This window comes from Virgibacillus ndiopensis, from assembly GCF_900187325.1.
In the GTDB taxonomy this organism is placed as follows: Bacteria; Bacillota; Bacilli; order Bacillales; family Amphibacillaceae; genus Virgibacillus_E; species Virgibacillus_E ndiopensis.
On the sequence record NZ_FZMZ01000006.1, the window covers coordinates 683,361 to 699,808 of the forward strand.

Sequence of the window (16,448 nt, forward strand, 5' to 3'; positions counted from 1 at the left end):
TTAAGAAAGAGGGTATTAGTTTTGAAACTTTGTACAGTAGGGTTAGGTTATATTGGATTGCCGACATCAATTATGTTCGCAAGTTATGGTGTGGATGTAGTTGGAGTAGACGTGAAAAAAGAAGCAGTTGATATGTTAAATAGCGGACATATTCATATAGAGGAACCAGGTCTTCAGGAAGCCTTAGAAAAAGTGATAGAAAATGGGAAATTTAGAGCATCCCTAACACCTGAAAAGGCGGATACATTTATTATATCAGTACCGACACCAAATAATGATGATGAATATAAGTCTTGTGATTTGAATTATGTATTACAAGCTACAGAAAATATTATTCCATTTTTAGAAAAAGGAAATATTGTTATCGTTGAATCCACTATTGCACCTCGAACTATGGATGATCATTTGAAGCCAAGGCTAGAAGAAGCGGGGCTTGTAATTGGAGAAGATATTTATTTAGTTCACTGTCCAGAACGTGTATTGCCTGGGCAAATTTTGCATGAATTAATTCATAACAACCGTATAGTTGGTGGGGTTACACCTATTTGTACGGAAAAAGGTGCAGAAGTATACGAAACGTTTGTACAAGGTGAAATCATTAAAACGGATGCACGTACAGCAGAGATGTCCAAGTTAATGGAAAATACATTCCGTGATGTGAACATTGCTTTAGCTAATGAATTAACAAAAGTATGTAATGAGTTAAATATTAACGCTTTAGAAGTAATTAATATGGCTAACAAACATCCACGTGTTAACTTACACACACCTGGACCGGGTGTAGGAGGGCACTGCTTGGCAGTTGATCCGTATTTCATCATTGCAAAAGCACCAGAACAAGCAAAAATGATTAATTTATCTCGTCAAATCAACAAGTCAATGCCTGATTATGTAATTGATGCTGCTGAGAAACTTCTATCTAAAAATAATGGTAAAAAGATTACAGTATTCGGTTTAACTTATAAAGGTAACGTTGATGATATTAGAGAAAGTCCTGCAATGGATATTTATGAAGAATTAAACGCACGTCCAGAATTTGAGGTTGTGGCATATGATCCACACGTAAATTTAGGTTTTGTTGAAAAGGATTTAGAAAAGGCATTAACAAGTTCTGACTTAGTTTTGGTTTTAAGTGATCATAGTGAGTTTAAAGACATGACTAGTGCTTATTTTGGAAAGATGAACGTTGCACAGGTGTTTGATACGAAAAACGTTGTGAAAGAACATTCTGATGAGGTTCAGTATATTAATTTCGGAAATTTGTACGAGTATATATAATTTTAAGATAAAGGAAGCAATTTAATATGTTGAATTCAGTAAAACAGGTTTTAAAGGAACAATTAGAGCATCGAAATTTAATTTTTAGAATGGCTTCTTTTGAGTTAAAAGGTATGTATCAAATACATTACTTAGGTTCTTTTTGGCAGTTTCTAAATCCTGCTATACAGGTGGCAATTTATTGGTTTGTTTTTGGTACAATTAGGGGAGGAGCGCCTGTTAACGGAACTCCTTTCTTCTTATGGTTAATAATCGGTCTGATACCATGGTTTTTTATAAGTCCATCAATAATACAAGGTTCTAATAGTGTTCATCAAAAAATAGGACTTGTATCCAAAATGAATTTTCCAGTAAGCCTATTGCCTAGTATACGAATAGTAAGTAATAGTTTTCAATTTTTTATTATGTTAATTATATTGATTGTAATTGCTTTGGTATATGGTGTTGAACCTTCATTATATGTGATTCAAGTATTGTATTATTTATTATGTTTATATGCTTTTTTATTCGCCTTTTCTTTATTAAGCTCTACTATCTCAACACTAATTAGGGATTATCAGATGGCACTTCAATCCTTTATGCGAATGTTATTATATGTTTCCCCAATATTATGGGATACTAGTCTAATTACAGCAAAGTTTAGCGAAGTAGGTGCAGTGATTGAAAACTTTCTGAGGCTTAATCCCCTATTTTATATAATTGAAGGATTCAGGGATTCAATTTTGGGAAGAGCTTGGTTTTATCAAGATTTAGTCTATACTGGGTATTTTTGGGTTTTAACATTGTGTCTTTTGTATTTCGGTGCAAAGATTCATATTAAATTCAGAAAAGATTTTATGGATTATTTGTAACAACAAGGAGCTTTAAAATGATGACTAAAGTAATTTTTAAGAATGTCTTTAAAACGTTTGAACTTCATGCTAAAAAGTCCGAAAAAATATTGAATTTGTTTTCTCTTTCTAAAAAACCAGTCAAAGAATTTATGGCTTTAAAAGATATTTCATTTGAGGTTTACGAGGGGGAAACAATAGGTATTGTCGGATTAAATGGTTCTGGTAAATCGACAATGTCAAATATTTTAGGAGGAGTTATACAACCCACAGAAGGTAGTCTTTATGTAAATGGGGAAACTTCGCTAATTGCAATATCTGCTGGATTAAATGGTGCTCTGACTGGTTTTGAAAATATTGAACTAAAGTGTATGATGCATGGTTTAACGAAGAAACAAATTAAAAAGGCAACACCTTCCATAATAGATTTTGCTGATATAGGTGATTATATTTTTCAACCAGTAAAGGATTATTCCAGTGGAATGAAATCTAGACTTGGTTTTGCCATTTCCGTTCATACTAATCCCGATATCTTGGTTATAGATGAAGCATTATCTGTAGGAGATTCTACCTTTACCCAAAAGTGCTTGCAGAAAATGGAGGAATTTAAAAAAGAAGGAAAAACAATTTTCTTCATAAGCCATTCTGCTAGTCAAATGAGAAGTTTTTGTGATCGTGTAATTTGGCTTCATTACGGGATGGTTAAGGATATCGGTGAAGCTTCGAAAACTGTAGATAATTATCAAAAGTTTACAAAATGGTTCAATAATCTTAATGAAACAGATAAAAAGAAACATAAGAAAGAAATGCTTGGAAAACAAGTGAGGATTAATGACCAATTTAAGAGTCTAAAAAAATACAATAAAAGAACAGATGTAAAGGAAATAATAAAAAATATATTAGTAATAGTGCCAGTCGTGGTAATGGGTATACTTGTACTAATAGGGATATAACTAGCAAAATTAGAAATGTTAAAATTAAAATATAAGGGCCTGATATTTATGTTACAAAAAGCTTTTAGTAAGGTTAAAAGGATTAAAAAAGTTAACGATAATGATGTGAAAAATATACTACCTAATATATCAAAAGAGTTCTTTAAAATTGAAAATTGGTACTATAACAAACGTAAAATTAATATTCATATTGAAAATAATAATATGGTAATCGAATCAAAGAATAATAAAGTCAGTTATTTAACGCTTTTTGAACAAAATACAAATTTTGTATATAGTCCGAAAGAAGAGAAAAGAATATTACTTAATAAGGATGCGTTATTCAAGATTTCTGGGAAAGTTCCCAATAATGTGAAGGCAACAATTTATATTATAGAATATGGAATTAACGAAAAAAAAGTTAAATCTAATAGACTTTTTATAAATAAAGAGTCCGAGGTAAATATTCACCCGAAAACTAAAAGTATAAGGATAGCTATTCGCATACAAGGTAAAGGTGAAGTAAGTATAACTAATTTTAAAGCAATTCAAAACTTTATCTCCTCTAAAAAGCATTCCCAAAAAAATGTTTTTGTTTCTAAAAAAATTAAAGATATCAAAATGGCATGTATATTTGATGAATTTTCAATGGAAAGTTTTTCTAATGATATATCATTGATTACGTTTACACCCGATAACTGGAAGAAAGTGTTATCCGTTAATAAACCTGATTTATTAATGGTGGAGTCAGCTTGGAGGGGGAACTTTGGAAGCTGGGAGTATCAAATAGGTAAGTACAACAATAATGAAAGAAATAGAAAACTTAAAGAACTAATTTCTTGGTGTAACAGGTATAAAATTCCAACAGTATTCTGGAATAAAGAGGATCCGATACATTTTGAAAAGTTTATAGACGCTGGTTCATTATTTGATTATATCTTAACCACTGACGCAAATATGATATACAAATATAAGGAAATTGTAAAGCATAATAGAGTTTACTCTATGCAATTTGCGGCAAATCCAAAAGAGCATAATCCGACATCAATTGTTAAGAATAAAAAGAATAAGATTTCTTTTGCCGGTTCTTATTATGCCAATCGCCATCCAGATAGAAGACTAGATATGGACCAAATGTTAGAAATTGCCAAAGAGTTTGGGTTGGATATTTATGATAGAAATTTTGAACGGAATAAAATTGGTACTTCCCATTTTATGTTCCCAGAAATTTATAAAGATAATATAGTTGGTACCTTAAAATATAGTGAAATAAATAGAGCGTATAAGGATTATAAATTAATATTAAATGTTAATAGCGTTAAAGAATCACCCACAATGTTTTCTAGAAGGGTATTTGAAGGATTAGCATGTGGAACACCTATAATAAGTAGCTTTTCTATTGGAATAAAAAAGACTTTTAAGGATATTGTAGTGTTATCTGAAAACCCACAAGATTTAAAGGATAGAATTAATACACTTATGACAAATGAGAAAAGCTATCGCGAATTAGCAATGGCTGGGATTAGGGAAGTATACCGTTATCACACATATTCTCATCGTCTTAAATTTATTTTGGATAAATTACAGATTAACTATCAAGATGTTGAAAAAAATGTCTCAGTAATTTTTTCTATTAATACTAAAGATGAATTTCAAGAGGCATTGCGTGTAATTAATTCACAATCATATAAAAAAGTTAAGGTTGTTTTTTTAATTTCTTTGTTCGAGGGATATGAAAAACTATTAAATAATTATAATAATGATGAGATCTCCACATACATTCGGGATTATGCATTCAAATATAATTCATTATTAGAATTAATTAAAACAGAATATGTAACTGTTATGGATATAAAAAATCAATATGGGGAATATTATTTGGAAGATTTAATTCATGCAAGCACGTACTCAGAAGCGGATATCGTAGGAAAGAAATCACTATTTAACAATTTAGATTATAAATACAATGAAAATGAATATGAATATGTTGATAGTGTTGCAAAGGGTACTGCCTTGTACAAATCAGGTATTTTAAAAAAGAATTCATTAGAAGATATATTAGTTAGGGAAGAAGAGTTGATTGAAACCCTTTTTAAACAATACGGTGTAAAAATATATAGTAATGATCAGTTTAATATTAAGTTAAATTCAATATAAGTAAAATAAAGGGCTAATACTGGGGGGACAGCAAAAGGTGAAAAGACTAAAAATATTGTTATACGGTGATCAGGATCTTAATATAATGGATGGCTCTGCTATATGGTTAACTTCACTAGTGAATTTATTAACAAATGATAAACGGGTTGACGTTACTTTATTGCTTAAAGCTCCAATAAAAAGGAAACATGTTTTATCTAATATCGAGGACATTAATAATATAAAAATCATTCAACCTTTTAGATTGTTTCAAGAAAAGAGTTTTGAATACAATAATAGATTAAGCGTTAAAGATGCTACAGATATTATTCAATTATTGGATGAAAAGGATAATTACGACATTATAATAACTAGAGGTAAATTATTAACGGAGCAATCAATGTATAAATCCTTTAGTAAGAAACAAATTCCTTATATAACCGATTTTACACACGTAGAATCAAAAATGGGTGATGAAGAAAAAAGTTTTTTCGAGAAAGTTTACCATATATTTCCCAATATATTTGTGCAAACCGAAGAAATGAAAGAATACCTAAAAAAATTGTTAAAAGTAAGTGGGGATAAGTTTATAGAACTCTCTCCGTCTGTTGTGGACTCCAAAAAGGATCCTGAAATAGGTATTAAAAATTATTCTATTGTTTATACAGGTAAATTTGCCGAACAATGGAAAACTTTAGAAATGGTTAATGTATTTAAAAAAGTAAATGCTAAAGATAAGGTTATAACATTAAATATAGCAGGTGATAAGTTCCAAGGGAAATTGATAGATAGAAAAGACGAGGTATTAGAAGAATTCAAACATACTAAAGGTATTAACTGGATTGGGGCAGTTAGTCGTAAAGAATCTGTTAACCTTATTCGAATGTCTGACTTAGGTTTTGCTTATAGATCTGAGGAGATAGATAATAATAATAGTTTAGAACTCTCAACTAAGTTCTTGGAATACGGAATTAATGGGAAACCTATAATTTCCCGAAGGACAAAACAATATGAAAAACTTTTAGGGAAGGATTACCCATTATTCGCAAATAATGAAGAGGAACTTTTTAATAAGTTACTATTAGCTTTTAGGGATAAAGAAATTTATAAAGATGCCGCATTAAAGTGTTACAATGCCAGTAAAAAATACCAAATATCTCAAGTAAGTAGTAAAGTATTAGAACACTTATGGAAATACAATGACCAAAAGCAAACCATACTATTTGCTGGTCATGATTTTAAATTTTTAAATTGGTATATAAAAAAATGCGAAAGCGATCCAAATATAAATGTACTAGTCGATAAATGGGATAGTCATGAAAATCATAACATTGAAAAAAGTGAAGAGCTCTTACAAAAGGCAGATATTATCTTCTGTGAATGGGGGTTGGGTAATGCGGTATGGTACTCAAATAATAAATATAAAGGTCAGAAGCTATTTATCAGATTACATCGACAAGAAATTAATACACCATATCCATCTTTAATTAATTATGATAATGTTAGTCGAATTATTGTAATAGTTCCACACTTATTTGAGGAATTTAATCGATTAAAAAATGTCCCAAGAGATAAAATGATAATTATAGAAAACATGATTGATTATGAAAGGTTTAATAAACCAAAGTTAGAAAACTTTAATTATAATCTCGGTATTATTGGTATATTACCCAAACTAAAAAGATTAGATAGGGCACTAGATGTTTTTGAGAAGCTTTGGTATAAAAATGATAAATATAAACTTTATATAAAAAGCAAATTACCTCAAGAATTACCATGGTTAATGGGACGTGAAGAAGAAAGAGTTTATTTTGAAGGTGTGTTCAGAAGAATTGAAGAATCTGAATGGAAGGAAAATGTTATTTTCGATAAACACGGTAACGATGTAGATGAGTGGTTAAGAAAAATTAAATTTGTATTGTCAACAAGTGATATAGAGGGATCTCATGTTTCACCAATGGAAGGAATGGCAAGTGGCTCTATTCCAGTTATCTATCATTGGCCGGGTGCTGAAACTGCTTACCCATCAGACTTTGTAGTAGAATCTGTAGATGATGCTGTTGACCTTATAGAAAGCCATAAAGATAAAATAGATGATAATTTTATTAAGAAATACCCCAAAAGGTTTGATTATAATTCGAGAGTTACATTATTTGATAATTTATTTTTTACCAGTAAGAATCTAATTTAGTTAATTATAAAAGATAATTGCAATACTTTTTAAAATTGGAGGGGTATTGATGAGTAAGGTACTAGTCACAGGTGGCTGTGGTTTTATTGGTTCAAGGATAGTTAGAAAGTTATTGAAAATGGGTTATGATGTGCATATCGTTGATAATTTAAGTACTGGAAGTGTAAGTAATATTGACATTAACAATGTTAGTTTGCATAAATTAAGTATACAAGACAATGGTGTAGAGGAAGTATTTAAAAATCATAAATTTAAATTTATAATACATCAAGCTGCTCAAACCAGTGTCCCTTATTCTATTGAAAATATTACTGTAGATACAGATATAAATATAATGGGGTCAGTTTATTTAATAGATCTTGCTAAAAGATACAAGGTAGGAAGGTTCATTTTTGCTTCTTCTGCGGCAATTTACGGGAACCCTAAAGCACTTCCTATAGAAGAAACTTATCCAGGGAATCCAACATCGCCATATGGTTTAGCGAAGTTTACTGTTGAAAAATATTTAAAATTAGCGTATGAGATCTATGGGTTAAAATATACTATACTTCGTTATTCTAATGTTTTCGGTCCAAAACAAACATCACTAGGTGAGGGTGGGGTAGTATCTATATTTGACCAGTGCTTTCGCCGTAATGAGAGGCCAGTTATATTTGGGGATGGTTACCAAACACGTGATTTTATATTTGTTGATGATGTTGCAGAGGCAAATGTAGCCTCGTTAGATGTAGTAAATAATGGAGTTTATAACATCTCTAGCAATAAACAAACTACTATAAATGAATTATTATATAATTTTAACAAACTATACGGGGTTGAACTACAGCCGAACCATGTTGAAAACAGGGAGGGTGACATCAGAGACAGCATACTTTCAAACGAATTAGCTCTCAAGGAGTTAAACTGGATGACTAGAACATCATTGGAAGAGGGATTAAAAGAGACAGTTTTAACTGAATCGATGTAATTACAGTACACTATTAGTGTATATAGGGAGGAAGAAATGAAAAGAGTATGTAACGTTCTGTTAATTTTAGTTTTAGCTTTTAATACAATTCTTCAAACTAGTGGTGTAATTTCAGCGCAAGATATAGATTTGGAAAAACAGACGTATTTGAAATTAGGGAAAGTTATTGAGCAAGTTGTAGAAAGCAATCAATTATATCAATTCACTCAAACGATGATATTAAATGAAAGTATTACTATACAGGAGAACACATTTATATACGGAGAAAAAGTTGGGGATGCTGTAGAAATTCAATATGCAGACACACATATTACGATACCATTAAATAATCTACAGGAGGTCCAACTAACCGAGAGCGCACCTGAATTTATTGATAGTGAACAGATTGAAGGTCAAGTTGACAGTCTAAAGCTATCCAAGGATACTGCACTGTACTCTATCAATCCCGATGAGATGAAACGGATTTTGATAACTGAGGAAATAGAATATCCCACTAGCCAGAAGGCGGAGGGGATTGGGGTTGTATATTTAGGGAATGTCGAATTTTACCTAAGCAAGGAAGATAGACAAGTCGTTGCCAAAGGTTCTGCCAATGAAAATACTGAACCTAATACGGAGGTTTCGAAGGAACCACCAAAAGATTCAACAAGTGATGAGGAAAAGAATAAAGAAGAAGTAAACAACGATAAGAAAGAAACCGAAGAAACACCGATAGAAAATAATGATCAACAACCACAAGAACCTTTAAGTAATAATAACGATGAAGTGACAAACAAAGATATTGAAAAAGCAGAAGAAGATAAACATACTTCATTAATAGAAGATGAAAAAATACCATCAAAAGATAATAAAGAAGATAATATCCAAGAGAAACAATTCACTGCATTTTCTGCAAAAAGTGAAAAAACATCTGAAAAAACGCTAGCTAATACTGACTCTTGGGAAGGGGTTTCCGCAAGCTATTTCAAGGTTGTTGAGGAAAAAGTAACTGTATATTCCAAAGGGAAGACTAAAAAATTAGGTGAATTGAAAAAAGGTCAAGTATACCCAATTGATTCTGATTATGGAAACTGGCATCAAATTCAGTTCGGCATGAGCGTGGGTTATGTTTTAAAACAACGTACGATACCTGATGATGGCACAAATCTACAAAATGAAAATGCAAGCTATACTCACTCAAAGCGAACGTTTGTAACATCACAAGAAACTCCAGTCTATGATAATAGCACTGGTAAATTAGTAGAGTTTGGTATTATTCAAGAGAATGAAGAATATCCAATAGTATCAGACTATGGAAATAATTGGTTAAGAGTAGTTTTTACGGATAGGGTAGGATATGTTTTAAAATCACAAGTTAGACAGACGTTTGATGGTGGAGAAAGATATTTTAGGGTACTTACTAGTAATCTGCCAGTCTATGATAATAGGTCTGGTAGTTTAAAAGAAGTAGGTACATTAACAAAAGGTCAAACATATGAAAGAGTATCTGATTATGGAAATTGGCATCGAATCAAATTTAACAATCATTATGGTTATGTTTATAAAGGAAATACAGAACCATCCAGTGGGAATCGTATAAAAAATAATAATACATCATATAATCATACCAATCGTAGTTTTACCACACTAAAAGATGTAATTGTTTACGACAATAGTTCTGGTAAATTAAAAGCATTTGGAACCATCGAAGAAGGACAATCATATTATATTGCGAGCAATTATGGAAATTGGTGGAGAATAGTTTTCGCGAATAGGGTTGGGTATGTATTGAAATCACAAATTAAACTTAATTTTAATGGCGAAGAGAAATACTTTAGAGTGTTAACTAGTAATTTGCCAGTGTATGATAATAGATCCGGTAGCTTAGAAAAGGTTGGAACCCTTACAAAAGGACAAACATATCCAATAGTAGCTGATTATGGAAATTGGCACAAAATTCAATTTGACAATTACTTTGGTTATGTGTATAAAGCCAAAACTGAGCCTGGAGTATCAAATAAAATTAAAAATTTAAACACTGGATATAAAAATACTTCAGAAATGTTTAAAACTGAAAAAAATGTGGTTGTATATGATAACTCATCAGGTACACTTGTGCCGTTTGGAACTATTGATTCAAATCAAAAATATTCAATAGTAAGTAATTATGGGAATTGGTGGAGAATTATTTTCGCTGATAGGATAGGATATATCCATAAAAATGGTGTGAAAAAAGCATTTGATGAAAATTCAGACGCATTTATGGTAACAGAAAATGCTTCATTAAATTTAATTAAAGATGGTGTACGGGTTAGGGTTGCAACATTATTAAAAGGTAATATATTCGAGAGAATTGCTGATTATGGAAATTGGCATAAGGTAAAATATGGCGATCAAATTGGTTATATATGGAAAGATGCTACTAAACCTGACACATATAACTTTAAAACCAACAAGATTACGGGTTCATTGTTAACTATAATTGATTCAACGGTATATTCTGAAACAAATTATAATAACCCAGTTGCAACAATTCAGGCTGGTGAAAGAATTTCTCTGATAAATATAGTCGATGAAAATTGGTCTGAAATAGAGCTTGCTGGGCGAAACGTATTTGTGAAGAATGAAAATGTAATTAACACAGATAACTTTTCTTTAAACTTGGATGACCATCCATATCTAAGTACATTAAAAACATATTTGATAGATTCACCATTTAACAATGATAATAAAGGTACACCAGAAAATGAAACGATTGAAGCAGCCAATTTAATGCTAAATGACAAAATTTTATTTTCAGACTATTGTAAAGACCCAATTCATAATGACTGTCCTATGGATTATACTAATGGAATTGATTGGACAAAAGGTGAGGGTGTTGATGATGAGCATCAAAGGTCTTTTCTTAGACAATTACATGGCTTATTTTTTATAAATGATCTATCTGAGGCTTATAATATCACGAATAATAAACAATATATTGATAAAGGATATGAGTATATACAAAATTGGAGGAAAAATAACCCATATTATAAACCTAAACATAAAATGGCATGGCATGATGAAGGAACTGCAAGACGACTATCAACATTGGTTAACTTTTTTGAAGCAGGAAAATCAATACTAACTGAAAACCAAAAACTAGAATTATTTGACATGATGGTTTTTCATGCTGATTTGTTAGCAGATGAAAATTTCTATTCCGAAAATACGAATCATGGTATGTTTCAAGATGAAGCATTAATAGTTTTCAGTAAATATTTCTATAACGAGGAAATATTTAATGATTATTACAATATTGCTGTAAATAGGTTAGATAATTATTTTGAAAGTCTAATTTCAGATGATGGTGTTCATTTAGAACATTCACCAAGCTATCATCAGATAATTGCTGGTTCACTAAGGTCATATGGAAATGTATTAGAGCAATTTGGAGATAGTTTAACGGCGAATAGACTTTATAGTAAATACGATAAAATGGTTAAGTATGCAACTCATGTTATCAAACCAGATGGCACATGGCCCTTAATAGCCGATACTTATAAAAAAGATTACCCTTTACATTCAATATGGGAAAATAACTCTTATTATCAATACGCTGTAACTAATGGCCAATCAGGTCAAAAGCCAGTTGAAACTAATGTAGTATTTCCTGATGCGGGGTATGCTATTTTTAGGGATAAATGGACAAATACGAACGAAGGGACATATGTATTTTTTACAGCAGCGTATCACACAAGTTATCATAAACATTCGGATGATTTAAGCTTATGGATTTATAATAACGAAGATATTATTACAGAGGCTGGCCCATATAGTTATACAATGTCTGATCCGATTACTAAGTATGCTTATTCATCATATGCTCACAATACACTTATTGTAGATGATAAGGGACTACCAAGGGTGGATGGCAAATATGATAGTACATACTTAAAAGAATTTAATACCGATGATGATTCAAAACCTAGTGCAACAGGGGTAAATAAAAGATATGAAGGAGTTACTCACCAAAGAAAGATAACCTTTAATAAATTGAATGGTATTATTCAGGTAGATGATGAAATAACATCTAATGATAAACATAACTACAAATTGCTTTGGCATTTGGCGCCAGATATTATACCTGAGATTAATTATGATAAAAATGAAATTGAATTAAACAAATTTGGAAAAACATTAATGAGAATCAATATTAATAGTGATATACCTGTAAAAATCTCCAGTGTATATGGTAATGAAGACGAGATTTATAAGAGTTGGTCTTTTGATTATGATTATGAACATAAAAAAGTAATGCGAAAGGATGTTCATTCATTAATTGTTGAGTTTGAGGAAGATAAAGGTTTTGTACAAACATCTTTCAAGTTAATAAATGAGTAATTTTTTAAAAAATGACAAAATCATTTGTAATGATCTTTGTCATTTTTGTTGAAATTGAAATTTATATATTACAAACACTTTAAATTGCATTGTATAATGTCGAAAAGAGTAATATACTAATTTTATAATTCTTATAGAATTATAAAAATAGGAAAGGAGTCAGAAATGAAAAGAATACATCATGTAAAGATAAGTGCATTTTTTATTGTTTTATTGCTATTATTACAAACAATAGTTCCAATGAAGGCATTAGGGGAATCTATTAATATCGGGAGCAATCAATTATATCAATTCACTCAAACGATGATATTAAATGAAAGTATTACTATACAGGAGAACACATTTATATACGGAGAAAAAGTTGGGGATGCTGTAGAAATTCAATATGCAGACACACATATTACGATACCATTAAATAATCTACAGGAGGTCCAACTAACCGAGAGCGCACCTGAATTTATTGATAGTGAACAGATTGAAGGTCAAGTTGACAGTCTAAAGCTATCCAAGGATACTGCACTGTACTCTATCAATCCCGATGAGATGAAACGGATTTTGATAACTGAGGAAATAGAATATCCCACTAGCCAGAAGGCGGAGGGGATTGGGGTTGTATATTTAGGGAATGTCGAATTTTACCTAAGCAAGGAAGATAGACAAGTCGTTGCCAAAGGTTCTGCCAATGAAAATACTGAACCTAATACGGAGGTTTCGAAGGAACCACCAAAAGATTCAACAAGCGATGAGGAAAAGAATAAAGAAGAAGTAAACAACGATAAGAAAGAAACCGAAGAAACACCGATAGAAAATAATGATCAACAACCACAAGAACCTTTAAGTAATAATAACGATGAAGTGACAAACAAAGATATTGAAAAAGCAGAAGAAGATAAACATACTTCATTAATAGAAGATGAAAAAATACCATCAAAAGATAATAAAGAAGATAATATCCAAGAGAAACAATTCACTGCATTTTCTGCAAAAAGTGAAAAAACATCTGAAAAAACGCTAGCTAATACTGACTCTTGGGAAGGGGTTTCCGCAAGCTATTTCAAGGTTGTTGAGGAAAAAGTAACTGTATATTCCAAAGGGAAGACTAAAAAATTAGGTGAATTGAAAAAAGGTCAAGTATACCCAATTGATTCTGATTATGGAAACTGGCATCAAATTCAGTTCGGCATGAGCGTGGGTTATGTTTTAAAACAACGTACGATACCTGATGATGGCACAAATCTACAAAATGAAAATGCAAGCTATACTCACTCAAAGCGAACGTTTGTAACATCACAAGAAACTCCAGTCTATGATAATAGCACTGGTAAATTAGTAGAGTTTGGTATTATTCAAGAGAATGAAGAATATCCAATAGTATCAGACTATGGAAATAATTGGTTAAGAGTAGTTTTTACGGATAGGGTAGGATATGTTTTAAAATCACAAGTTAGACAGACGTTTGATGGTGGAGAAAGATATTTTAGGGTACTTACTAGTAATCTGCCAGTCTATGATAATAGGTCTGGTAGTTTAAAAGAAGTAGGTACATTAACAAAAGGTCAAACATATGAAAGAGTATCTGATTATGGAAATTGGCATCGAATCAAATTTAACAATCATTATGGTTATGTTTATAAAGGAAATACAGAACCATCCAGTGGGAATCGTATAAAAAATAATAATACATCATATAATCATACCAATCGTAGTTTTACCACACTAAAAGATGTAATTGTTTACGACAATAGTTCTGGTAAATTAAAAGCATTTGGAACCATCGAAGAAGGACAATCATATTATATTGCGAGCAATTATGGAAATTGGTGGAGAATAGTTTTCGCGAATAGGGTTGGGTATGTTCATAAAAATGACGTTAAATATAATTTTGTTGATTCCGATAATTATTTTAAGGTATTAATAGATAATTTAGCCGTATATACAAATAAAGGATCAGGTCTAGTTAAGGTTGGTGAGTTAAAAAAGGGCCAAGTATATCCCAGAGTAAGTGAATATGGGAATTGGCATAAAGTTAAATTTGGCAATGATTATGGTTATGTATACGCAGAGGGTACAGAAGTTGGAAATAAAAATAATGTAAGTAATTTAAACAAGGATTATAGTCATTCAGGAAGTAAAATTGTAATTACAGAAAATGTAACAGTCTATGACAATAGCACCGGTAAATTAGTGCCGTTTGGAGAACTTGAAAAAGGAACCATTTATCCAATTGCAACGGAATATGGAGAGAATTGGTGGCGTATAGTTTACTTGAATCGTGTTGGGTATGTACTGAAAAGTCACGTTGAAAGTGGTTTAAGTGTTAATGTTCCCAAGTTACAGGTATATGAATCCTACAATGATTTGGCATATTATACTCGGCAAGATGAAATATACACATTATATTATGGTGATAAAGTTCAAATATTAGAAGAATATAACTATGCTGCTAAAATTAAAATTAATAAAAATGGAATAGTTGGCTGGGTTCATAAAGATAAGTTGGATGAAAATTTATTAGATAACTGGTGGTATGTTAAGGATGCCAGAAATTTAAGGGAAGACGCTACAAGTAACTCCAGTGATATTGGTGGTATTGAAGGCGGAACTTCAGTTAAAGTTTTGGATTATGTATATTTACCTAATCAAAAGTATTCAGACTGGTTTAGGGTTCAAACTTCAAGTGGAGTAACTGGTTGGATTTGGGGCGGTAGCGTTAATGGTTATAATGTTATGCAATATGAAAAAGAGTATTATAATGGCACAGTTAATCATATAAATTTATTTACACCCTTAAATAGTAAATCCACTTTAACTGAAGACCAAATTAATAGATTTATAGCTAGTAAAGTTGGTGCTAGTAGTTATATGTATGGAATGGGGGATGCGTTTTTAGAAGCACAAAACGTAACAGGTGTAAATGCAATGTATTTAGTATCACATGCAGCCCATGAAACTAACTATGGTACTTCAGACATTGTAAAAGCAAAATATAATTATTTTGGTATCAGTGCTTTTGATGCTTGCCCTAATGAATGTGCAGATTCATTTGAGGGAAAAAGGGCTGGTATAATTGGTGGAGCGCAATGGATAAGCGATTACTATATTCATCGTGATGCCTACCAGCAATTTACACTTTATAATATGAGATATAATAATAATACACATCAATATGCTACAGATGAGGCATGGGATGCAAAAATAGTAGATATAACAAGGAATTTAATAAATTATTTAGGATTTTAAAATCGACTTTAATAAAATAAAGAAAATGGCCACATTAATTACCGTGGAAAGGTATTAATGTGGCTTTTAAATAAAAATGTAAATATTTATCGATAATTTTGTATAAAGATTACAATGTAGGTGAGGAGAATAGAAAAAGAATACATAAAATCACAGCAATGTTCCATATTGATTTCTGTGGATGAATTAATGTCATTCATTGTGGAGAAATGGATATAACATTACTTGAAATATCAACAACCCATTGGTTTCTGAGTTAAAAGGTATACTAGTGAGAGAAAAAACGAAAACAATCTCATAAGACAAATACAAATAATTATCATTCCAACCACCAAAGAATTTGGAATAGGTATGTGTCACTAAATCAGGAAATTTTTCGAATTCAATAAATAATAATTTGTGCGATCCAGACAGTGTATCCTTGGTTTAAGTAGGTGCATTCAGTACCGATAGTCCAATAAGAATATTAAAATTAAATAATGGAAATACTAACTTTAAGGTTTGGAAAGCAA

Annotated in this window: 8 protein-coding genes; all 8 read left to right on the top strand. The window is 31.0% G+C overall.

The window, feature by feature from the left end:
• Positions 1-21: 21 nt before the first annotated feature.
• The 8 genes from CS937_RS15900 to CS937_RS15935 all read left to right on the top strand — a co-directional run bounded on the left by CS937_RS15900 (position 22) and on the right by CS937_RS15935 (position 15,936).
• Positions 22-1,278 (top strand): nucleotide sugar dehydrogenase, encoded by a 1,257-nt coding sequence (locus tag CS937_RS15900; protein ID WP_099159456.1) that lies wholly within the window; start codon positions 22-24, stop codon positions 1,276-1,278.
• A 29-nt stretch (positions 1,279-1,307) separates the two neighbouring features.
• Positions 1,308-2,129 carry an ABC transporter permease gene (locus CS937_RS15905; RefSeq protein WP_099160087.1) on the top strand — a complete coding sequence of 274 codons (822 nt, stop codon included), beginning with the start codon at positions 1,308-1,310 and terminating at the stop codon, positions 2,127-2,129.
• A gap of 20 nt (positions 2,130-2,149) precedes the next feature.
• On the top strand, positions 2,150-3,061 hold the full coding sequence (locus tag CS937_RS15910) for an ABC transporter ATP-binding protein (protein ID WP_245835766.1): 912 nt from the start codon (positions 2,150-2,152) through the stop codon (positions 3,059-3,061).
• Positions 3,062-3,109: 48 nt separating this feature from the next.
• Complete coding sequence (locus CS937_RS15915) at positions 3,110-5,197, top strand: CgeB family protein (protein WP_176555860.1); 2,088 nt, start codon at positions 3,110-3,112, stop codon at positions 5,195-5,197.
• 37 nt (positions 5,198-5,234) lie between these two features.
• Positions 5,235-7,367 carry a glycosyltransferase gene (locus CS937_RS15920; protein WP_099159459.1) on the top strand — a complete coding sequence of 711 codons (2,133 nt, stop codon included), beginning with the start codon at positions 5,235-5,237 and terminating at the stop codon, positions 7,365-7,367.
• Positions 7,368-7,416: 49 nt separating this feature from the next.
• Complete coding sequence (locus CS937_RS15925) at positions 7,417-8,334, top strand: NAD-dependent epimerase/dehydratase family protein (protein ID WP_099159460.1); 918 nt, start codon at positions 7,417-7,419, stop codon at positions 8,332-8,334.
• A 36-nt stretch (positions 8,335-8,370) separates the two neighbouring features.
• On the top strand, positions 8,371-12,696 hold the full coding sequence (locus CS937_RS15930; RefSeq protein WP_099159461.1) for an alginate lyase family protein: 4,326 nt from the start codon (positions 8,371-8,373) through the stop codon (positions 12,694-12,696).
• Between the two features lie 165 nt (positions 12,697-12,861).
• The gene (locus CS937_RS15935) at positions 12,862-15,936 is read left to right on the top strand and encodes an SH3 domain-containing protein (protein WP_099159462.1); all 3,075 of its coding nucleotides are present in this window, start codon (positions 12,862-12,864) and stop codon (positions 15,934-15,936) included.
• The last annotated feature ends 512 nt before the right edge of the window (positions 15,937-16,448 follow it).

Bases quoted from the DNA above. Each gene is read 5' to 3' on its own strand.
- CS937_RS15915 (WP_176555860.1), top strand. From the start codon at position 3,110: ATGTTACAAAAAGCTTTTAGTAAGGTTAAAAGGATTAAAAAAGTTAAC.
- CS937_RS15925 (WP_099159460.1), top strand. From the start codon at position 7,417: ATGAGTAAGGTACTAGTCACAGGTGGCTGTGGTTTTATTGGTTCAAGG.
- CS937_RS15935 (WP_099159462.1), top strand. From the start codon at position 12,862: ATGAAAAGAATACATCATGTAAAGATAAGTGCATTTTTTATTGTTTTA.
- CS937_RS15930 (WP_099159461.1), top strand. From the start codon at position 8,371: ATGAAAAGAGTATGTAACGTTCTGTTAATTTTAGTTTTAGCTTTTAAT.
- CS937_RS15910 (WP_245835766.1), top strand. From the start codon at position 2,150: ATGACTAAAGTAATTTTTAAGAATGTCTTTAAAACGTTTGAACTTCAT.